Source organism: Indolivaga macrotermitis (assembly GCF_900128985.1).
GTDB classification, from domain to species: domain Bacteria; phylum Bacteroidota; class Bacteroidia; order Bacteroidales; family Dysgonomonadaceae; genus Dysgonomonas_A; species Dysgonomonas_A macrotermitis.
Map to the genome: position 1 here is coordinate 94,012 of NZ_FQUC01000003.1, position 14,087 is coordinate 108,098.

The following is a 14,087-nucleotide window of genomic DNA, read 5'->3' on the forward strand; positions in this document are numbered from 1 at the left end:
TTAACCTTTGGCGTGCATGTGTTTATGATGATACAGTACGCTGAAGGCTAGTCATAATAAAATATATTATGAAAAAAATATTGTTTTTCTTTCTGATTTTATCGCAAAGTACGCTGTTCTCTAGTGCCCAGACGTTATCTAATGATGTTAAAATGGAGGGCATACCCCATAAGATATCATGGATAAACCGGCCATTGAGTTATGAAGTATTAGGTAATACTTTTGTGTTAACGGGCGACAAAGGATCCCGGCTATTTACTGATCCTCAACAAAAAGAGATCGTAGATACTGCACCTATTGCATTGTTTAAGCCTGACGGGAAATTCCAGTTTTACTGTAAGGTTAAGGTCGACTTCAAATCAGTTTTCGATGCCGGGGTACTTGTTGTCTATTCAAACTCGAATTTGTGGGCTAAGCTGTGCTTCGAGTACACACCTCAATTTAAATATCAGGTAGTCAGTGTTGTCAATAAGAAATATTCGGATGATAATAATCATGCTTTTATTGAAAAAGACGAAGTGTATCTCCGGATATCAGGCTTAGGCGGTGGAGCATACGCTTTCCATTATTCACTGGATGGTAGTTACTGGAATATGGTTCGTTATTTTTATCTGGGTACTGATGATAGTCTTAAAATAGGATTTTTGTCACAATCTCCCCGGGGAGAATCATGTAAAACGGTTTTTTCCGAAGTAAAATACTCTACAACGTATTTAGATGATATCAGAGGAGGGAAATAATTACATTATATAGTTTGGAGATTGCCATGTTAAGAATAAAATCATTGTTGATCCTTTTTACCTTCTATGCAGTTGTAATGTTTGCTGCTAATCCGGTGAAAGTTATAATCACCGCCGGACAATCGAATACGGATGGAAGGATACTGAATACAGATTTACCGGAATATATTTCGCGTATATCCGAGAAGGAATACCAATACTGTAAATGGAGTAAAGGCAGTACAACTGAAAGGATAACAGGGATATTTACACCATTCTGGCCGTCTATTGACAATAAAAATAATCCTAACAGATGGGCATATGATGCGGTAACTTACTATTGGTTAGAACAGGCTTTACAAGAAGACTTTTATGTTATAAAATGGTCGCTCGGAGGAACGGCTATAGATACAGCATGTACATCGACCAATAAGTATTACTGGTCAGCCGATCCGGGTTGGTTATCGCAAACAACATCAACAGCCACGGGAGGTAGATCGCTTCTTCTTTCGTTCGAAGAGAATATTGCAGCTTGTATAGATAGTACCCTTTCTAAATTAGATGGAGGATACGAGATTGTAGCATTCTTATGGCATCAGGGAGAAAGTGATACCAGAGCCGGAGACCGTTATTATGATAATCTGAAAAATATGTTGGAGCATGTCCGCAGTTTCTTAATTGAAAAAACAAATAACCCCGGATATGCACAATTACCCTTTATTTACGGTACGGTATCGCAACTCAATAAACGATACAATGATAAAGTAGAGAGTGCTATGTATCGGTTAGCGACGGAAGATAAGAATTGCTATGTAATAGATATGTCACAGGGCGAGTTGCAGAATGATAAGCTTCACTTTACGAAAAAATCAGGAGAATATCTTGGTGTACAAATGTATAATGTATTAGTAGAACTAGGTATTGCAGGAACCGAAGCGAGAAAGCTTAATTCAGATTCTTTAAAGTATGAGTAATTACCGGGATAAACCATTTGATATGATGAAACAAAACCTCTTTTTGAAATTTCTACTATTGCCATTACTAATAATTGTAAGTAGCATCTCTTATGCTCAGCAAACCGGCCAGAATAAGATGTTGGATAATAAACGGATTGGTGTTATAGGAGATAGTTATGTCCGAAACCACAAGGAACCGGTAGAATATACATGGCATTATAAGTTTGCGAAAAAACACAATATGGAGTATCATAACTTCGGTCGAAATGGAAACTGTATAGCTTTAGACCGGGCTAGGTTTGGCCAAGCAATGTATAAACGCTATACGGAAATGCCGGATTCTCTCGATTATATAATTGTAATAGCCGGACATAATGACACCGGATTACTCGATTCGATTGGAGGTATCGGGCCATTTAAAGAGAAAATGTCTGTTCTGTGTAAAGGTTTAGTAAATAAATACCCCTCGGCAAAGATATTCTTCTTTACACGCTGGGTTACTGATGATTTTGCAGGAAGTGATGCTGAAAAGATAGTAGATGCAATGATTGAGGTCTGTGGTAATTACAGTATCCCTATTTTTGATGCAGCAAGAAAAGGTGGTATTTTCACCTATAATGATTCATTTAGGCGTATGTATTTTCAGAAGGAAACAGATACAGCTCATTTAAACTCTAAGGGGCATGACCGTTTTCTACCTGTAGCGGAGAGTTTCATATTACAATATTAGTTCAGTTTTTTAACTGTGCTTGATCAGGTTAAATGCATAAAATAAACTATGGAATATCTAAAATACATGAAACGGTACACTTTGTTATTCTGTTTCTTAATTATATTCAGTCACATCGTATTAGGAGCCGATCAGGGCGATGTCTCTATACGGATAGCGAAATACAAAGGAGATAAATCGTGTGCTATCAGCTATACTTTTGATGATGGTTTAGCTGAGCATTATACTTTGTTGGCTCCTTATCTGGATAAGTTAGGGTTTAAAGCTACTTTCTGGATAAACGGAAGCAAGATAAATAAGGACGGAAGTTCAATACAAGACACTACCCGTATGACATGGGGACAATTAAAGAACCTCTCGGACCGGGGACATGAGATATCTAATCATGGATGGGCACATAAGAATCATGGACGGCATACCAGGGCTGAGATTATCGAAGATATTAATAAGAACGACAGTGCCATATATGCAAGTACAGGAGTTATGCCACGTACATTCTGCTATCCGAATAATACTAAAACACCGGAGGGTGTTGAACTCGCTTCGAAAAATCGTGTCGGAACAAGAACCGAACAACACTCGATAGGAAGTAAATGGACGCCCGAAGATTTAGATAAGTGGGTGAATACATTACTGGAAACGAATTACTGGGGAGTCGGAATGACCCATGGTATAACATATGGTTATGATGCATTCAAAGCACCGTCTGTTCTTTGGGATCATTTGGCCCGGGTGAAGGCAATGGAAGATTCGGTTTGGGTTGCAACATTTCATGATGTTGCAGCATACGTAAAGGAAAGGGATAGTATCAAATGGAAGTTCGAGAGAAAGGGTCGTAATCAAATACTTATAACTCCGGAACTGTCACTGGATAAAGACCTTTTCTCCGAAGAATTAACAATGGTTATAGAGAAAAAGGATATAAACAAAGCCACAGTCGAACAAGATGGAAAGCAATTGCAGGTTAATATATCGCTAAATAAGGTTTTCTTTGATTTTAATCCTCATGGAGGTATTATTGAGGTCTCTTTTTAGAAGAGTTCTCTGAAATTGTGTTTGGAGAGTCGAACCTCAAGATAAAATATTTTATCTTGAGGTTTGTTTTTTTAAGAGTAAGTTGAGGAATAATTCCTACTTTTGTAGGATGGAAAATGGGATTGAGTAGTTCCATTATTACTATGAATAAACACGGTTTCTAGAAACAACTATTCTTTATCTTAATAATTCAGATGCATGATAAACTATTATTCTCCTAGGGAGACTACGCTCAATTTTGCTCAATCAGCTACTTCCAAGAGCAATTTATCCTTATTCAAGTTTATGCTTATCGCCATATTGGGAGGTGCTTTTATAGCATTCGGAGGAATGCTCTCTGTAATGGTTGCAGGCGGAATGCCGGGAATTGGTTCGTCCAATCCGGGGTTGATAAAGTTTGTGGCAGGGGCATTATTCCCTGTAGGACTGATTATGGTTTCCATTACGGGTGCTGATCTGTTTACGAGCGATTGTGCTGCTTTTACTTATCAGGTTTTGCAGAATAAGATCAAGATCAAACTGTTCTGTAAGTTGCTCATACTTTCCTATCTCTTTAACTTTATAGGGACTCAACTCGTAGCATTTGTTTTAACTTACGATGTCGGATTATTAGAAAAGGAGCCTTGGCGGGCATATTTGCACCACTATTCGGAAGCTAAGGTTAATCAGGACTTCCTCAAGGTACTGATAAAAGGCATTGGCGCGAATTGGCTTGTATGCCTCGGTATGTTTATGGGATATTCGGCAAAAGATATTACGGGAAAATGTATAGGAATATGGATTCCTGTAATGTTGTTTGTGACACTTGGTTACGAACACTCTATTGCCAATATGTTCTTTATACCGGCGGCTATCTATTCGGGAGCCGACCTTTCGTGGGGAGCCTTTGTTTTACAGAATCTTATTCCGGCTACAATCGGTAACTTTATAGGTGGAAGCCTTTTTGTTGGCTGCATATATTGGTTTCTATATTTGAAGGAGGATAAATAAAAGCCTCTCTTCTTTCCGTAACAAAAAGGTATACATGTCACCTTCGTGAGTGTCACTTTTGTCACCTTTTTACTTTGCTTTATTTCAATCGTTTACTCTTGAAAAAGTGACAAAGGTGACAAAAGTGACAGCTTTTTTGTGGTTTTATTTTTCTACTCATTCTTTTGTTTTTTGTATAGATAAAATCCGGTAGTGCTTTATAATAATTATAAGAGAAAATAATGGCTACCATTTATGAGATAGCCGTTGTTACTATGAAAGATGGTAGAATTGCGCAATGTGTGCTATTATTCACATAATCTATTTATCCCTATGTAATGGTATGGAATCTAATTCTCTATCTATGTATAAATATATTATATCCACATTAGCAGGCCTATGAATAGAATCTCCAACTTTCAGAAAACTAAAACCTGAGGTCGAGAATTTTTGCCCATTAGATAGATCAAACAAATATGCCCCCTTATAGACTCCACTGATAGAACGCTTTGTTATTACTCCTTGATAATCATTGCTATTCTTAGTTATAAATGGGTATTCGTTATCCTCCATTATAATTGTTGCTTTCTTATCAATTTGTAGATAATAATAGAACCCCAAAACCATTAAGGCTCCTATAATGTATTTCAAGTAATTTTGCTTTTTCATATACTAATCTCAATACTATCTCGGTTATATAAGTTGTTCTTATATTTATGTTCACAGCAGCAGTTATTGTTGCATCTATACTTTATCGACTTTATATCATTTACGATCTCTGTAGAGATATATTTTAGATTCCTTAGTTCCTTTTTCTCTATATATAAATAAACTATCCTTATTTGCTGGTCTATGAATAGAGTCACCTACATCTAAAAAGCCAGATTCTGAAAATTTCTGTCCATTTGACAATTCAAATAAATATGTACCTGTATACACTCCACTCATTGAGCGTTTTATTATTGTGCCACAATAATCATTACTGTTTTTAGAAAGAAGAGGATAATCTGCTCCTTCATTTATTATTGTTTCTACCTTGTCTTTCTGAAGATAAAAACGGAAAAAAGCTACGGCTAATACGCTAAATAGTATATATAAATATTTGATCTTTCTACTCATTTTTGGTTTCATCGTATTTCTATTATATAGTCACCCAATACCCAAAGCTATACATGTTGCTCTAATTAATATTTCCTTTGTTGTTTTTATATTTTTATTTTTCTCTTGTTAAAAAGTTTACAATCAATAGAGAAAATAGAAGTATTATACTCTGAATTATAAAAATAGGGTATAAGGGATATGAGTAAACAAATCTATATGCAAAGCTTACTATTATTATAGGCAAAGTCAATACTCCAAGAAATCCGCTTTTATCAAAATAAAAAGGATCATGAGGATATAGACCTAATAAATAAATTAACCCAAGTAAATTATATATAATGGTAACAAATGACCATATTCTTTGTATTCTAGTCTTAAGGAGAGTCATAATATTATATAGCATTCGTTCGAAACCATAGATCTTCTAATGTAAATGAATTTAAATTAAGAGGATAAGCATCGAGTAAATCACCTGTTTTTTTACAATTAATTTTGAATAAACTGCTATTTAAGTTATCAGCCTCAATATAATTTATTACTTCATATTCTTTGAGTAAAAGAGGTAAATTTAAATAACTATTTTTTTCAAAAAGTATCAATGGATACTTTTGCCAGATATATGCTGCTATTCTATCACCTTGTATAACCGAAGCCCAATTTTCCTCTCTTTCCCAAAATGAGATATTTATATCATTTTTTTCTAAAATAAATAAAGCGGCATGAAAGGTATTTATCATCCAATCGCTATGACTAAAAAGTGCTTTTTTAAATATACTAGTTACATCTTTCATATTATTATTTATCTCATAGAAACAGGGGAGCCATGAATAAATCCATTTCCATTTCGATATACATTAATAACATTAGTTGGGGAACCGAACCGTTTCCTAATGTTAGTGTTCAAAACTGGAACTTTAGTTTTATTTTAACCTATTGACCAACATTGTCTGCATGTTGAGCTGCTTTTAAGGCAGACTCCTCTGCATTTAATGTTGGGTAAAAAAGGCTTTTGCCCGAAATTCTCCTAAATACATGCTTCTTCTAATTTACTACATTACCAGAATATTTCCATAATCAGTTATCATAACTAATACTTCAATATCTGAAAAATAAAGTAAGCACATCTCATCAGATGCTCCGTACCATATATAATTCCAATAATAATGTAAAACCGATGCTCTAAATTTGTCTATTTCATTATAATTCCATACTACATAAACAGTAGAAGTTTGGCGCATATCTAATTTTAATAGTGAACATAAATCGCTGAATCCATCTTTTTCATTAATATTTAGTAATATATATTCTTTATTAAGCCTCTTGCATATTTTAATAAAAATAGTGGCATCGTTGATACTATCAACAGATATATTACATAACTTTTCAATTTTATATAATATATGCTGAGTTTGCAAATTATTTAAAGAACTATACTCAAGATTGAGATTATCTTTTTCCCATATCTGTCTTTTGAAAGCATCCATTTTATTTTTCTATTCATTCTTTTGTTTTTTGTATAGATAAAATACTGATAAACTAAATATAAATAAGAAACTATTATATGTTTATTTACAAAGTTTCTCTAAATAAGAATAAGTATTTTTGTCTTGGTTCATCTTATCTAATATAGAATTTGCTAATTCATGGAAACTCTTATCTATTGTAATGTCATACTCATATAATTGTTCTAATATTGTATCTAATGCAAGTCCATATTCTTTATGCTCCAAATATTCTAGAGCACAGTTAATTAATTCTTGATTTAAACCAAGTTTTTTTGCATCGCTAATTAATTTTATTAAATCTTGTTGCATATCTTCTTAATAATTATTGGTTGTTATGTTCCTCATAAACTCCTTCTTTTATATACCTCACAGGAGCTCTAGGTCTTGTTTTTGTAGCCCCAAATCATGGTTAGTCTTTTTTACTTTAAATGTATAAGTAAATAATTGAGCCTGACAACAAAGTTATTTGAGCTTTTAGGCAAAAGTGTATTTGGTTTATCTCCTATAACTTTGTTACCGAAACAAACTTAATCATATTTATGAAGAAGATAAGCATTGTACTTGTGATGATTTTATTTAGTTTATCAAATAATTTAAATGCTCAGGATATGGATAGTATAGACAAAAGGCAGGAAAAAATAGTGACCATTGCAGCAAATATGGCTGTCGGCAATCTCGAACAACTTAAAAAAGAGTTAAATGCAGGTCTTGATAATGGGTTAACTATAAATGAGATAAAAGAGGTACTCGTCCAGATGTATGCTTATTGCGGATTCCCCCGGAGCTTACATGGACTTAATACCTTTATGGCTGTGGTACAGGAAAGGCAAGCCGGCGGTATAAATGATACAATTGGGAAAGACGCATCTCCGGTAATTGAAAGTGAAAATAAATATGCAAAGGGTAAAAAGGTATTGGAAGAACTGACTAATCGTCCCGAAAATGCCCCTTCGGGAGTTAACGCTTTTGCTCCTGTTATAGATCAATTCTTAAAAGAACATTTATTCGCGGATATTTTCGAAAGGGATATCCTCACATATAAGGAGAGGGAAATAGCTACTATCTCTGCATTAATGGCTATGAAGGGAGTCGAGCCAATGCTTCAATCTCATCTGGGCATGGGCATGAATACCGGACTTACAGAATTTCAACTGAAAGAAATTATCTCAGTAATCGGGAGTTCGATAGGGCAAGAGCAAGCAAAAACAGGCTTGGATATTTTAAATAAAGTATTACAAAGTAGAAAATAATCAGTTTATGAAAAGAAAAACGAAGTTATTGGCGTTATTAATAATTAGTACAGTTGTAATATCGTGTAGTAATAATCAGAAAGAAGAAGAAGATATGAACACAAATGAGAAAAGTTTATCGGTTTTTCCTCTTGGAGATCCCGGATCATCGGATTGGTTTACTGGAGAAGTACATGTTCAGGGACTTGTAAATCCCGATCAGATAGAAGGATTATATTCTGTCGGACAAGTAACTTTTGAACCCGGTAGTAAAACAAACTGGCATACCCATCCGGCCGGACAGGTATTGTTGGTAACCGAGGGTCGGGGATGGTATCAGGAGAGAGGAAAACCTGCACAGGAACTGATAAAGGGAAGTGTTGTTGCTATCCCGAAGGATATAGAACATTGGCACGGAGCATCAAAGGAAACAAAGCTTGTCCATATCGCTATCTCTAACGTTAAGGACAATAGTGCGGTTACATGGTTAGCACCTGTTAATGATGAGGAATACGACAGTGTTGACAAATGATTAATCAAATCTCTAGTTGTAGAAAAACAGATAGTTAGATGATTTGTATAAAGTGCCGGGTTTTAATGGCACTTTATTTTTTTGCTTTTAGGCAGATTATAGCAATTACAAAAGCGAAAACCTTCATGATACAGATACCTCAAATATGGTATTTTTCTCTCTGTTTGGTTTGTGTTCCTTTGTGTTAAAATGTAGATCAAACAAGTATAAACAAGAGAGAATACAATGAAGAAACTATTTTCGAATACAACAGTAAAGCTTCTGTTGGGAGGCATTCTTGGATTGCTGATAGGCACTGTAGCAACAGAGAGGATGATTGAAGTAATTTTACCAATAAAACATGTGCTCGGGCAAATCATATTTTTCTTAATTCCCCTCCTGATTTTCGGCTTCATAACGCCATCAATTACTAGGTTGAAGTCTAATGCTTCCCGCCTGTTGTTTATTTCGATCTTATTAGCATATATTTCGTGTATCGGCAGTGCATCTTTGGCAGCCGTAGTAGGTTATATAACAATACCGCTTCTTAATATAACACCCGTCTCGGAAAGCGTAAAAGAGATCCCTGAGATGATTTTCCGGCTTGATATCCCTCCTTTAATGTCTGTATTAAGTGCCCTCGTTTTAGCTTTGATGTTGGGCGTATCTATCGTTTGGACAAAGGCCGATAAAATAGAATCGGCGCTTTATGAGTTTCAGGATCTTGTATTTGTAATGGTAAAAAAGTTTCTGATCCCGTTATTACCTTTTTTCGTTGCTGCCAATTTCTGTATTTTAGCATACGAAGGAGCATTGTCTTCCCGGTTACCGATTTTCCTTGCAATTTTACTGATCACAGTTTTGTGCCACATAACTTGGATTAGTTTCTTGTATATTTCAGCAGGAATATATTCGGGGAGAAACCCATGGAAAGTACTGAAATATTACGGACCGGTTGTACTGACAGCATTGGGAACACAATCGTCGGCCGCAAGTTTAGGAGTTGCGATAGACCAGACAAAAAAATCACCTGTCCTGAGGCATGATATAAGAGACTTTGCTATTCCGTTGTTCGGGAATATACATTTTGTAGGTTCTATATTGGATGTTGTATTTTTAGCCCTGGCTGTATCGCAACTTTTATACGGAACTATGCCCGGTATCGAGAAGATGATTATTTTCATACCCTTACTTGGGATATTTGCGATAGCAGCTCCCGGATTACCGGGCGGAACACTTATCACGTCACTAGGATTGATACATACTGTTTTAGGTATCGATGAGGCAGGTACAGCTCTAATGATCACTATTTTTGCCTTACTCGATAGTTTTGGAACAACACACAACATTACCAGCGACGGAGCATTAACTTTGGCTCTGAGTAGCTATGCTGATAAAGAGAATCTGGAAGTAAGGTGAACCTATCTGTTAAAAACTAAATACATTCGAAACTGTTATACCTATATAAATGTGAAAAAAGAATATCAAGATGAAAAAACTTATTCTCTTTTATGGACTGGTATTATTAGCAGTTAGTGCGTGTACATCTTCTAAAACGACCCGTTACAGGGTTGCATCGGAATATGGCGATTGTGTAGGTGTAGCGCCTCAGAAATGTATGTATGTAAAAGTTGGAAACCAAGCCGATTGGCAATTTTTCTATAGCAGGATAGAAGGCTTTAATTACGAAGAAGGATACGAGTACGTATTGGATGTGAAAACTGAAAAACGCGAAAATACTCCCGCAGATGCATCGTCTTTTCGGTATATTCTGGTAAAGCAAATATCGAAGACCCGGACAACTTCAACCGGATTACCCAGAATACCATCACGTAATACAGGTTATCAGATAAATGGAAAAGTAGTTTCTATCGAGGATGCAACAATAGGACGAGGCGCGGCTCAGGGGCAGTTTGGTGTATTAGTTGTCGGAATAGAAGTGACAAGCTCTACCGATACATTTGTAAAACCGGGGGATATTGTTTATTGTGAATTGCTTCCTTCGCCATCAGTAAAACCTGTAAAAGGGCGGGAGTATGTATTCAAGGCAAAAAGTAAGCATCCGGCTCATGCAAAAGGTGTTTATTTTCTGGAAACAGATGTTATAGATCTTAAATAAAATCAGTTCTTAAAATAAAAAAGCACAACTATAAAAGGTTGTGCTTTTTTATTTTATTACAGGCTCTTATTAGTTATGATATTTATAATTAATAGTTTATTATGGATGAATTGCATGGTATTAAAATTAAATCTATTTTTGGAATCATTTTATACTTAGGTTTGTTTTCTGATTTTATAATCGGGATTTCTAAAATGTTAGTTAACGGTCGGGATGAAAATATATCTGTATAAATATTTTATAGCTTTTTTCTACTGTTGCTATTCGATAACAGGGTGGGCCCAACAGGCCGATAATAAGACTTTGATAGACTTTAACCGCCAGCTTAATTTTTATGATTTCGAGCAAATAAGGTCTTATGTTATAAAACATGGTGATAGGAAAACTTATTGTCCGAATTATAAGGATAACCCTCATTATATAGTAAAAGACTTAGCTGTCGAAGTTTATTTTAACCCGACAAATAACGATGGACGTCAACCGACTGAAAATGATTATAATGTAATGTATATAATTGAAGAAGAAGGAGACTCAATTATTCATTATTATTTATATCTCACACCTCAAAGAGATGTTCTGGTGTATGATTATGATAAACAATTTACAGATATAGATACCAGAGCCTTCCGGTTAACCGAGTTGAAAAATATTACGGACTATTTAGTTGATCTGGCTGCAGTGAAATAAGCGGTCGTTTGTTGGATTTAGTAACATATAGTTAATAAAGAAGCCTTTGAATCTGTTTTTTTACTGTTCACCTTATTTATTTTGCCGTATTATTAGCCTTTTTTAGAATAATAATAATATTTTAACAATATTGATAAATTATATCTATAACTTATTGATGGGTCTCTTTTTTTTAGTTTATTTGTTTTTAGGAGGAGCGTATTATAGGGAAAATACCTCTCTTTTTATTGAGATGATCAACTAAGTTCGTATGAAGAAAATCTTACAGATACTACCAACACAATTTATTCTTCCCTTATTTATTATGGGAGGGATAATCGCAGGCTTAGGAGCATATACCGTATATATGTCCCGGGCTTATTCGTATCTATCTGACAGTCCCGAAGCTTGTATCAATTGCCATATAATGACGCCTTATTATGCGACATGGGAACATGGTTCCCATGCGAAATGGACTACTTGCAATGATTGCCATGTTCCTCATGACAACATTGTAGAAAAGTATGCATTCAAAGCACAGGATGGGCTTTATCATGCTGCTGTTTTTACTATGAGAGCAGAACCTATGGCTATCAGGGCACGAGAGGCTAGCTTAGGTGTGATAATGGATAATTGTATCAGATGCCATTTAGACTTAAATACGACATTGGCAAAAACGGGGCTTAAGTGTTACGAGGATGTACAAAAAGGAAACGGACAAGCTTGCTGGGATTGCCACAGGGATGTTGCGCACGGAACAGCCAGCAGCATAGCAGCCACACCCAATGCTCTTGCTCCATTACCGAAATCGCCTGTACCCGATTGGTTAAAGAGACAAATGACGAAAAATAACTAAAAAACAATATTAGGCTATGTTAACTAAACTATCAGAAGCTATTAGAAAAAAACCGATCATAGGCTGGGCATTATTTCTGGCTGTAATGGTGATCGTTTTTCTACTTGGGTTATTCGCTGCATCAGTGACTGAGCGACGTGCCGAAATTGCATCGATATTTAATAATAAAAAAGTTGAGTTCGATACAATCGAAGCAAAAAATGAACTTTGGGGACTAAACTATCCGCGTGAGTATGAAACATGGAAGCGCACAGCAGATATGGATTTCCGTAGTAAACATCAGGGAAATATGGAAGACGATGTACTTGAGCAACGTCCCGATATGGTTGTGTTATGGGCCGGATATGCATTCGCTAAAGAATACAAAGCGCCTCGTGGGCATATGCATGCTTTGGAAGATATCCGCAATACATTGCGTACAGGTTGCCCTGAGAATGTAGGGGATGGGCCTCAGCCTGCAACTTGCTGGACTTGTAAGAGCCCCGACGTACCTCGTATGATGAATGAAATGGGAATCGAAAACTTTTACAAAGCTCAATGGGGCGATTTAGGAGCCGAAATCGTAAATCCTATAGGATGTGCCGATTGTCACGACCCGAAGACAATGGATCTGACCATTACGCGCCCAGCTTTAATAGAAGCGTTTGAGCGTCAAGGTAAAGATATCAAACAAGCAACAACACAAGAACTTCGTTCATTGGTTTGTGCTCAATGTCATGTAGAATATCACTTCAAAGGTGATGGAAAATACCTAACTTTCCCTTGGGATAAAGGATTCACAGTTGAAGCTATGGAAGCTTATTACGATAGCGTACAGTTTTCGGACTGGACACATGCCTTGAGTAAGACTCCGATGTTGAAGGCTCAACACCCCGATTACGAATTATTTATGATGGGGCCTCACTATCAGAGAGGTCTGTCATGTGCCGATTGCCATATGCCATACAAAGCTGACGGAGGTATCAAATACTCGGATCACCAGATAATGAGTCCGTTGAAGAATATGTCGGGTACTTGCCAGACATGCCATCGTGATAGCGAAGAAAAACTTCGTAACTATGTATATGAGTATCAAGATAAAGCTTTTGAAATTCGTGACCGTGTCGAAAACGAGTTGGTAAAGGCTCATGTCATGGCAAAAGCAGCATGGGATAATGGTGCTACAGATGCCGAAATGAAGCAGGCTCTGGAAGATATTCGTCATGGACAATGGCGTTGGGACTTCGTGGCGGCTTCGCATGGAGGATCATTCCATGCACCGGTGGAAACACAACGTATCCTTTCTCATAGTTTAGATAAAGCAATGCAGGCTCAGCTTAAACTTCAAAAGATATTATTTGCACACGGAGTGTCCGGCGATGTAGTAATGCCTGATGTATCTACAAAAGCTAAAGCGCAGGCTTATATCGGTCTGGATATGAAAAAAGAAAATGAAAATAAGGCAAAATGGATACAAACAGTTGTCCCGAAATGGCTCGAAAAAGCTAAAGCAAATAATCGCTTAATTGCAGAAAGCTAATTTGTCTGAATAGCATAAATTAAAAAAACTTGATGTTTGTCACTGACAAGAGTCAAGTTTTTTTTTGAATAATAAGTAGATAAACAAATAAGAACGATACATTACTTTTTATTTACTGCTATAATCCGGTATAGTTCCCAAAAAATTATAGCCGAATCTATAGTGTAAATTT

General features: G+C 36.0%; 17 protein-coding genes. 12 read left to right on the forward strand and 5 right to left on the reverse strand.

Features of this window, described 5'->3' with window-relative positions:
* The first annotated feature begins 68 nt into the window (after positions 1 to 68).
* The 5 genes from BUC12_RS05955 to BUC12_RS05975 all read left to right on the forward strand — a co-directional run bounded on the left by BUC12_RS05955 (position 69) and on the right by BUC12_RS05975 (position 4,430).
* Complete coding sequence (locus BUC12_RS05955; RefSeq protein WP_062177241.1) at positions 69 to 740, forward strand: DUF1349 domain-containing protein; 672 nt, start codon at positions 69 to 71, stop codon at positions 738 to 740.
* Positions 741 to 766: 26 nt separating this feature from the next.
* Positions 767 to 1,693, forward strand: a complete 927-nt coding sequence (locus BUC12_RS05960; RefSeq protein WP_139262012.1) for a sialate O-acetylesterase — start codon at positions 767 to 769, stop codon at positions 1,691 to 1,693.
* Positions 1,686 to 2,405: an SGNH/GDSL hydrolase family protein gene (locus tag BUC12_RS05965; protein WP_236689368.1), complete on the forward strand. Its 720-nt coding sequence runs from the start codon at positions 1,686 to 1,688 to the stop codon at positions 2,403 to 2,405. The genes BUC12_RS05960 and BUC12_RS05965 overlap by 8 nt, the downstream gene beginning before the upstream one ends.
* Positions 2,406 to 2,471: 66 nt before the next feature.
* Positions 2,472 to 3,440, forward strand: coding sequence for a polysaccharide deacetylase family protein (locus BUC12_RS05970; RefSeq protein WP_062177820.1), 969 nt, complete (start codon positions 2,472 to 2,474; stop codon positions 3,438 to 3,440).
* A 198-nt stretch (positions 3,441 to 3,638) separates the two neighbouring features.
* On the forward strand, positions 3,639 to 4,430 hold the full coding sequence (locus BUC12_RS05975; RefSeq protein WP_062177246.1) for a formate/nitrite transporter family protein: 792 nt from the start codon (positions 3,639 to 3,641) through the stop codon (positions 4,428 to 4,430).
* A 300-nt stretch (positions 4,431 to 4,730) separates the two neighbouring features.
* On the opposite strand, the gene BUC12_RS05980 is transcribed toward BUC12_RS05975, so the two are convergent.
* From BUC12_RS05980 to BUC12_RS06000, 5 genes are all read right to left on the reverse strand, one after another.
* Positions 4,731 to 5,078, reverse strand: coding sequence for a hypothetical protein (locus BUC12_RS05980; RefSeq protein WP_062177249.1), 348 nt, complete (start codon positions 5,076 to 5,078; stop codon positions 4,731 to 4,733).
* Between the two features lie 96 nt (positions 5,079 to 5,174).
* On the reverse strand, positions 5,175 to 5,540 hold the full coding sequence (locus BUC12_RS05985; protein WP_062177253.1) for a hypothetical protein: 366 nt from the start codon (positions 5,538 to 5,540) through the stop codon (positions 5,175 to 5,177).
* A gap of 362 nt (positions 5,541 to 5,902) precedes the next feature.
* Complete coding sequence (locus BUC12_RS05990) at positions 5,903 to 6,301, reverse strand: hypothetical protein (protein ID WP_062177258.1); 399 nt, start codon at positions 6,299 to 6,301, stop codon at positions 5,903 to 5,905.
* Positions 6,302 to 6,559: 258 nt separating this feature from the next.
* Positions 6,560 to 6,994 (reverse strand): hypothetical protein, encoded by a 435-nt coding sequence (locus tag BUC12_RS05995; protein ID WP_062177261.1) that lies wholly within the window; start codon positions 6,992 to 6,994, stop codon positions 6,560 to 6,562.
* A gap of 81 nt (positions 6,995 to 7,075) precedes the next feature.
* Entirely contained in the window at positions 7,076 to 7,324 is a 249-nt protein-coding gene (locus tag BUC12_RS06000) for a MafI family immunity protein (RefSeq protein ID WP_062177265.1), read from the reverse strand.
* 230 nt (positions 7,325 to 7,554) lie between these two features.
* Here BUC12_RS06000 and BUC12_RS06005 point away from each other — a divergent pair, with 230 nt between their 5' ends.
* From BUC12_RS06005 to nrfA, 7 genes are all read left to right on the forward strand, one after another.
* On the forward strand, positions 7,555 to 8,265 hold the full coding sequence (locus BUC12_RS06005) for a carboxymuconolactone decarboxylase family protein (protein ID WP_062177268.1): 711 nt from the start codon (positions 7,555 to 7,557) through the stop codon (positions 8,263 to 8,265).
* Between the two features lie 7 nt (positions 8,266 to 8,272).
* Entirely contained in the window at positions 8,273 to 8,776 is a 504-nt protein-coding gene (locus BUC12_RS06010) for a (R)-mandelonitrile lyase (protein ID WP_087880247.1), read from the forward strand.
* A 225-nt stretch (positions 8,777 to 9,001) separates the two neighbouring features.
* Positions 9,002 to 10,174, forward strand: a complete 1,173-nt coding sequence (locus BUC12_RS06015; protein ID WP_062177271.1) for a cation:dicarboxylate symporter family transporter — start codon at positions 9,002 to 9,004, stop codon at positions 10,172 to 10,174.
* Between the two features lie 70 nt (positions 10,175 to 10,244).
* A complete protein-coding gene (locus tag BUC12_RS06020) occupies positions 10,245 to 10,874 on the forward strand; it encodes a DUF4377 domain-containing protein (protein ID WP_070808559.1) in 630 nt (209 codons plus the stop codon).
* 213 nt (positions 10,875 to 11,087) lie between these two features.
* Positions 11,088 to 11,561, forward strand: coding sequence for a hypothetical protein (locus BUC12_RS06025; RefSeq protein WP_062177275.1), 474 nt, complete (start codon positions 11,088 to 11,090; stop codon positions 11,559 to 11,561).
* A gap of 250 nt (positions 11,562 to 11,811) precedes the next feature.
* Positions 11,812 to 12,396: a cytochrome c nitrite reductase small subunit gene (gene nrfH / locus BUC12_RS06030; protein WP_062177279.1), complete on the forward strand. Its 585-nt coding sequence runs from the start codon at positions 11,812 to 11,814 to the stop codon at positions 12,394 to 12,396.
* Between the two features lie 16 nt (positions 12,397 to 12,412).
* Positions 12,413 to 13,915, forward strand: coding sequence for an ammonia-forming cytochrome c nitrite reductase (nrfA, locus tag BUC12_RS06035; RefSeq protein WP_062177282.1), 1,503 nt, complete (start codon positions 12,413 to 12,415; stop codon positions 13,913 to 13,915).
* Positions 13,916 to 14,087 lie beyond the last annotated feature (172 nt).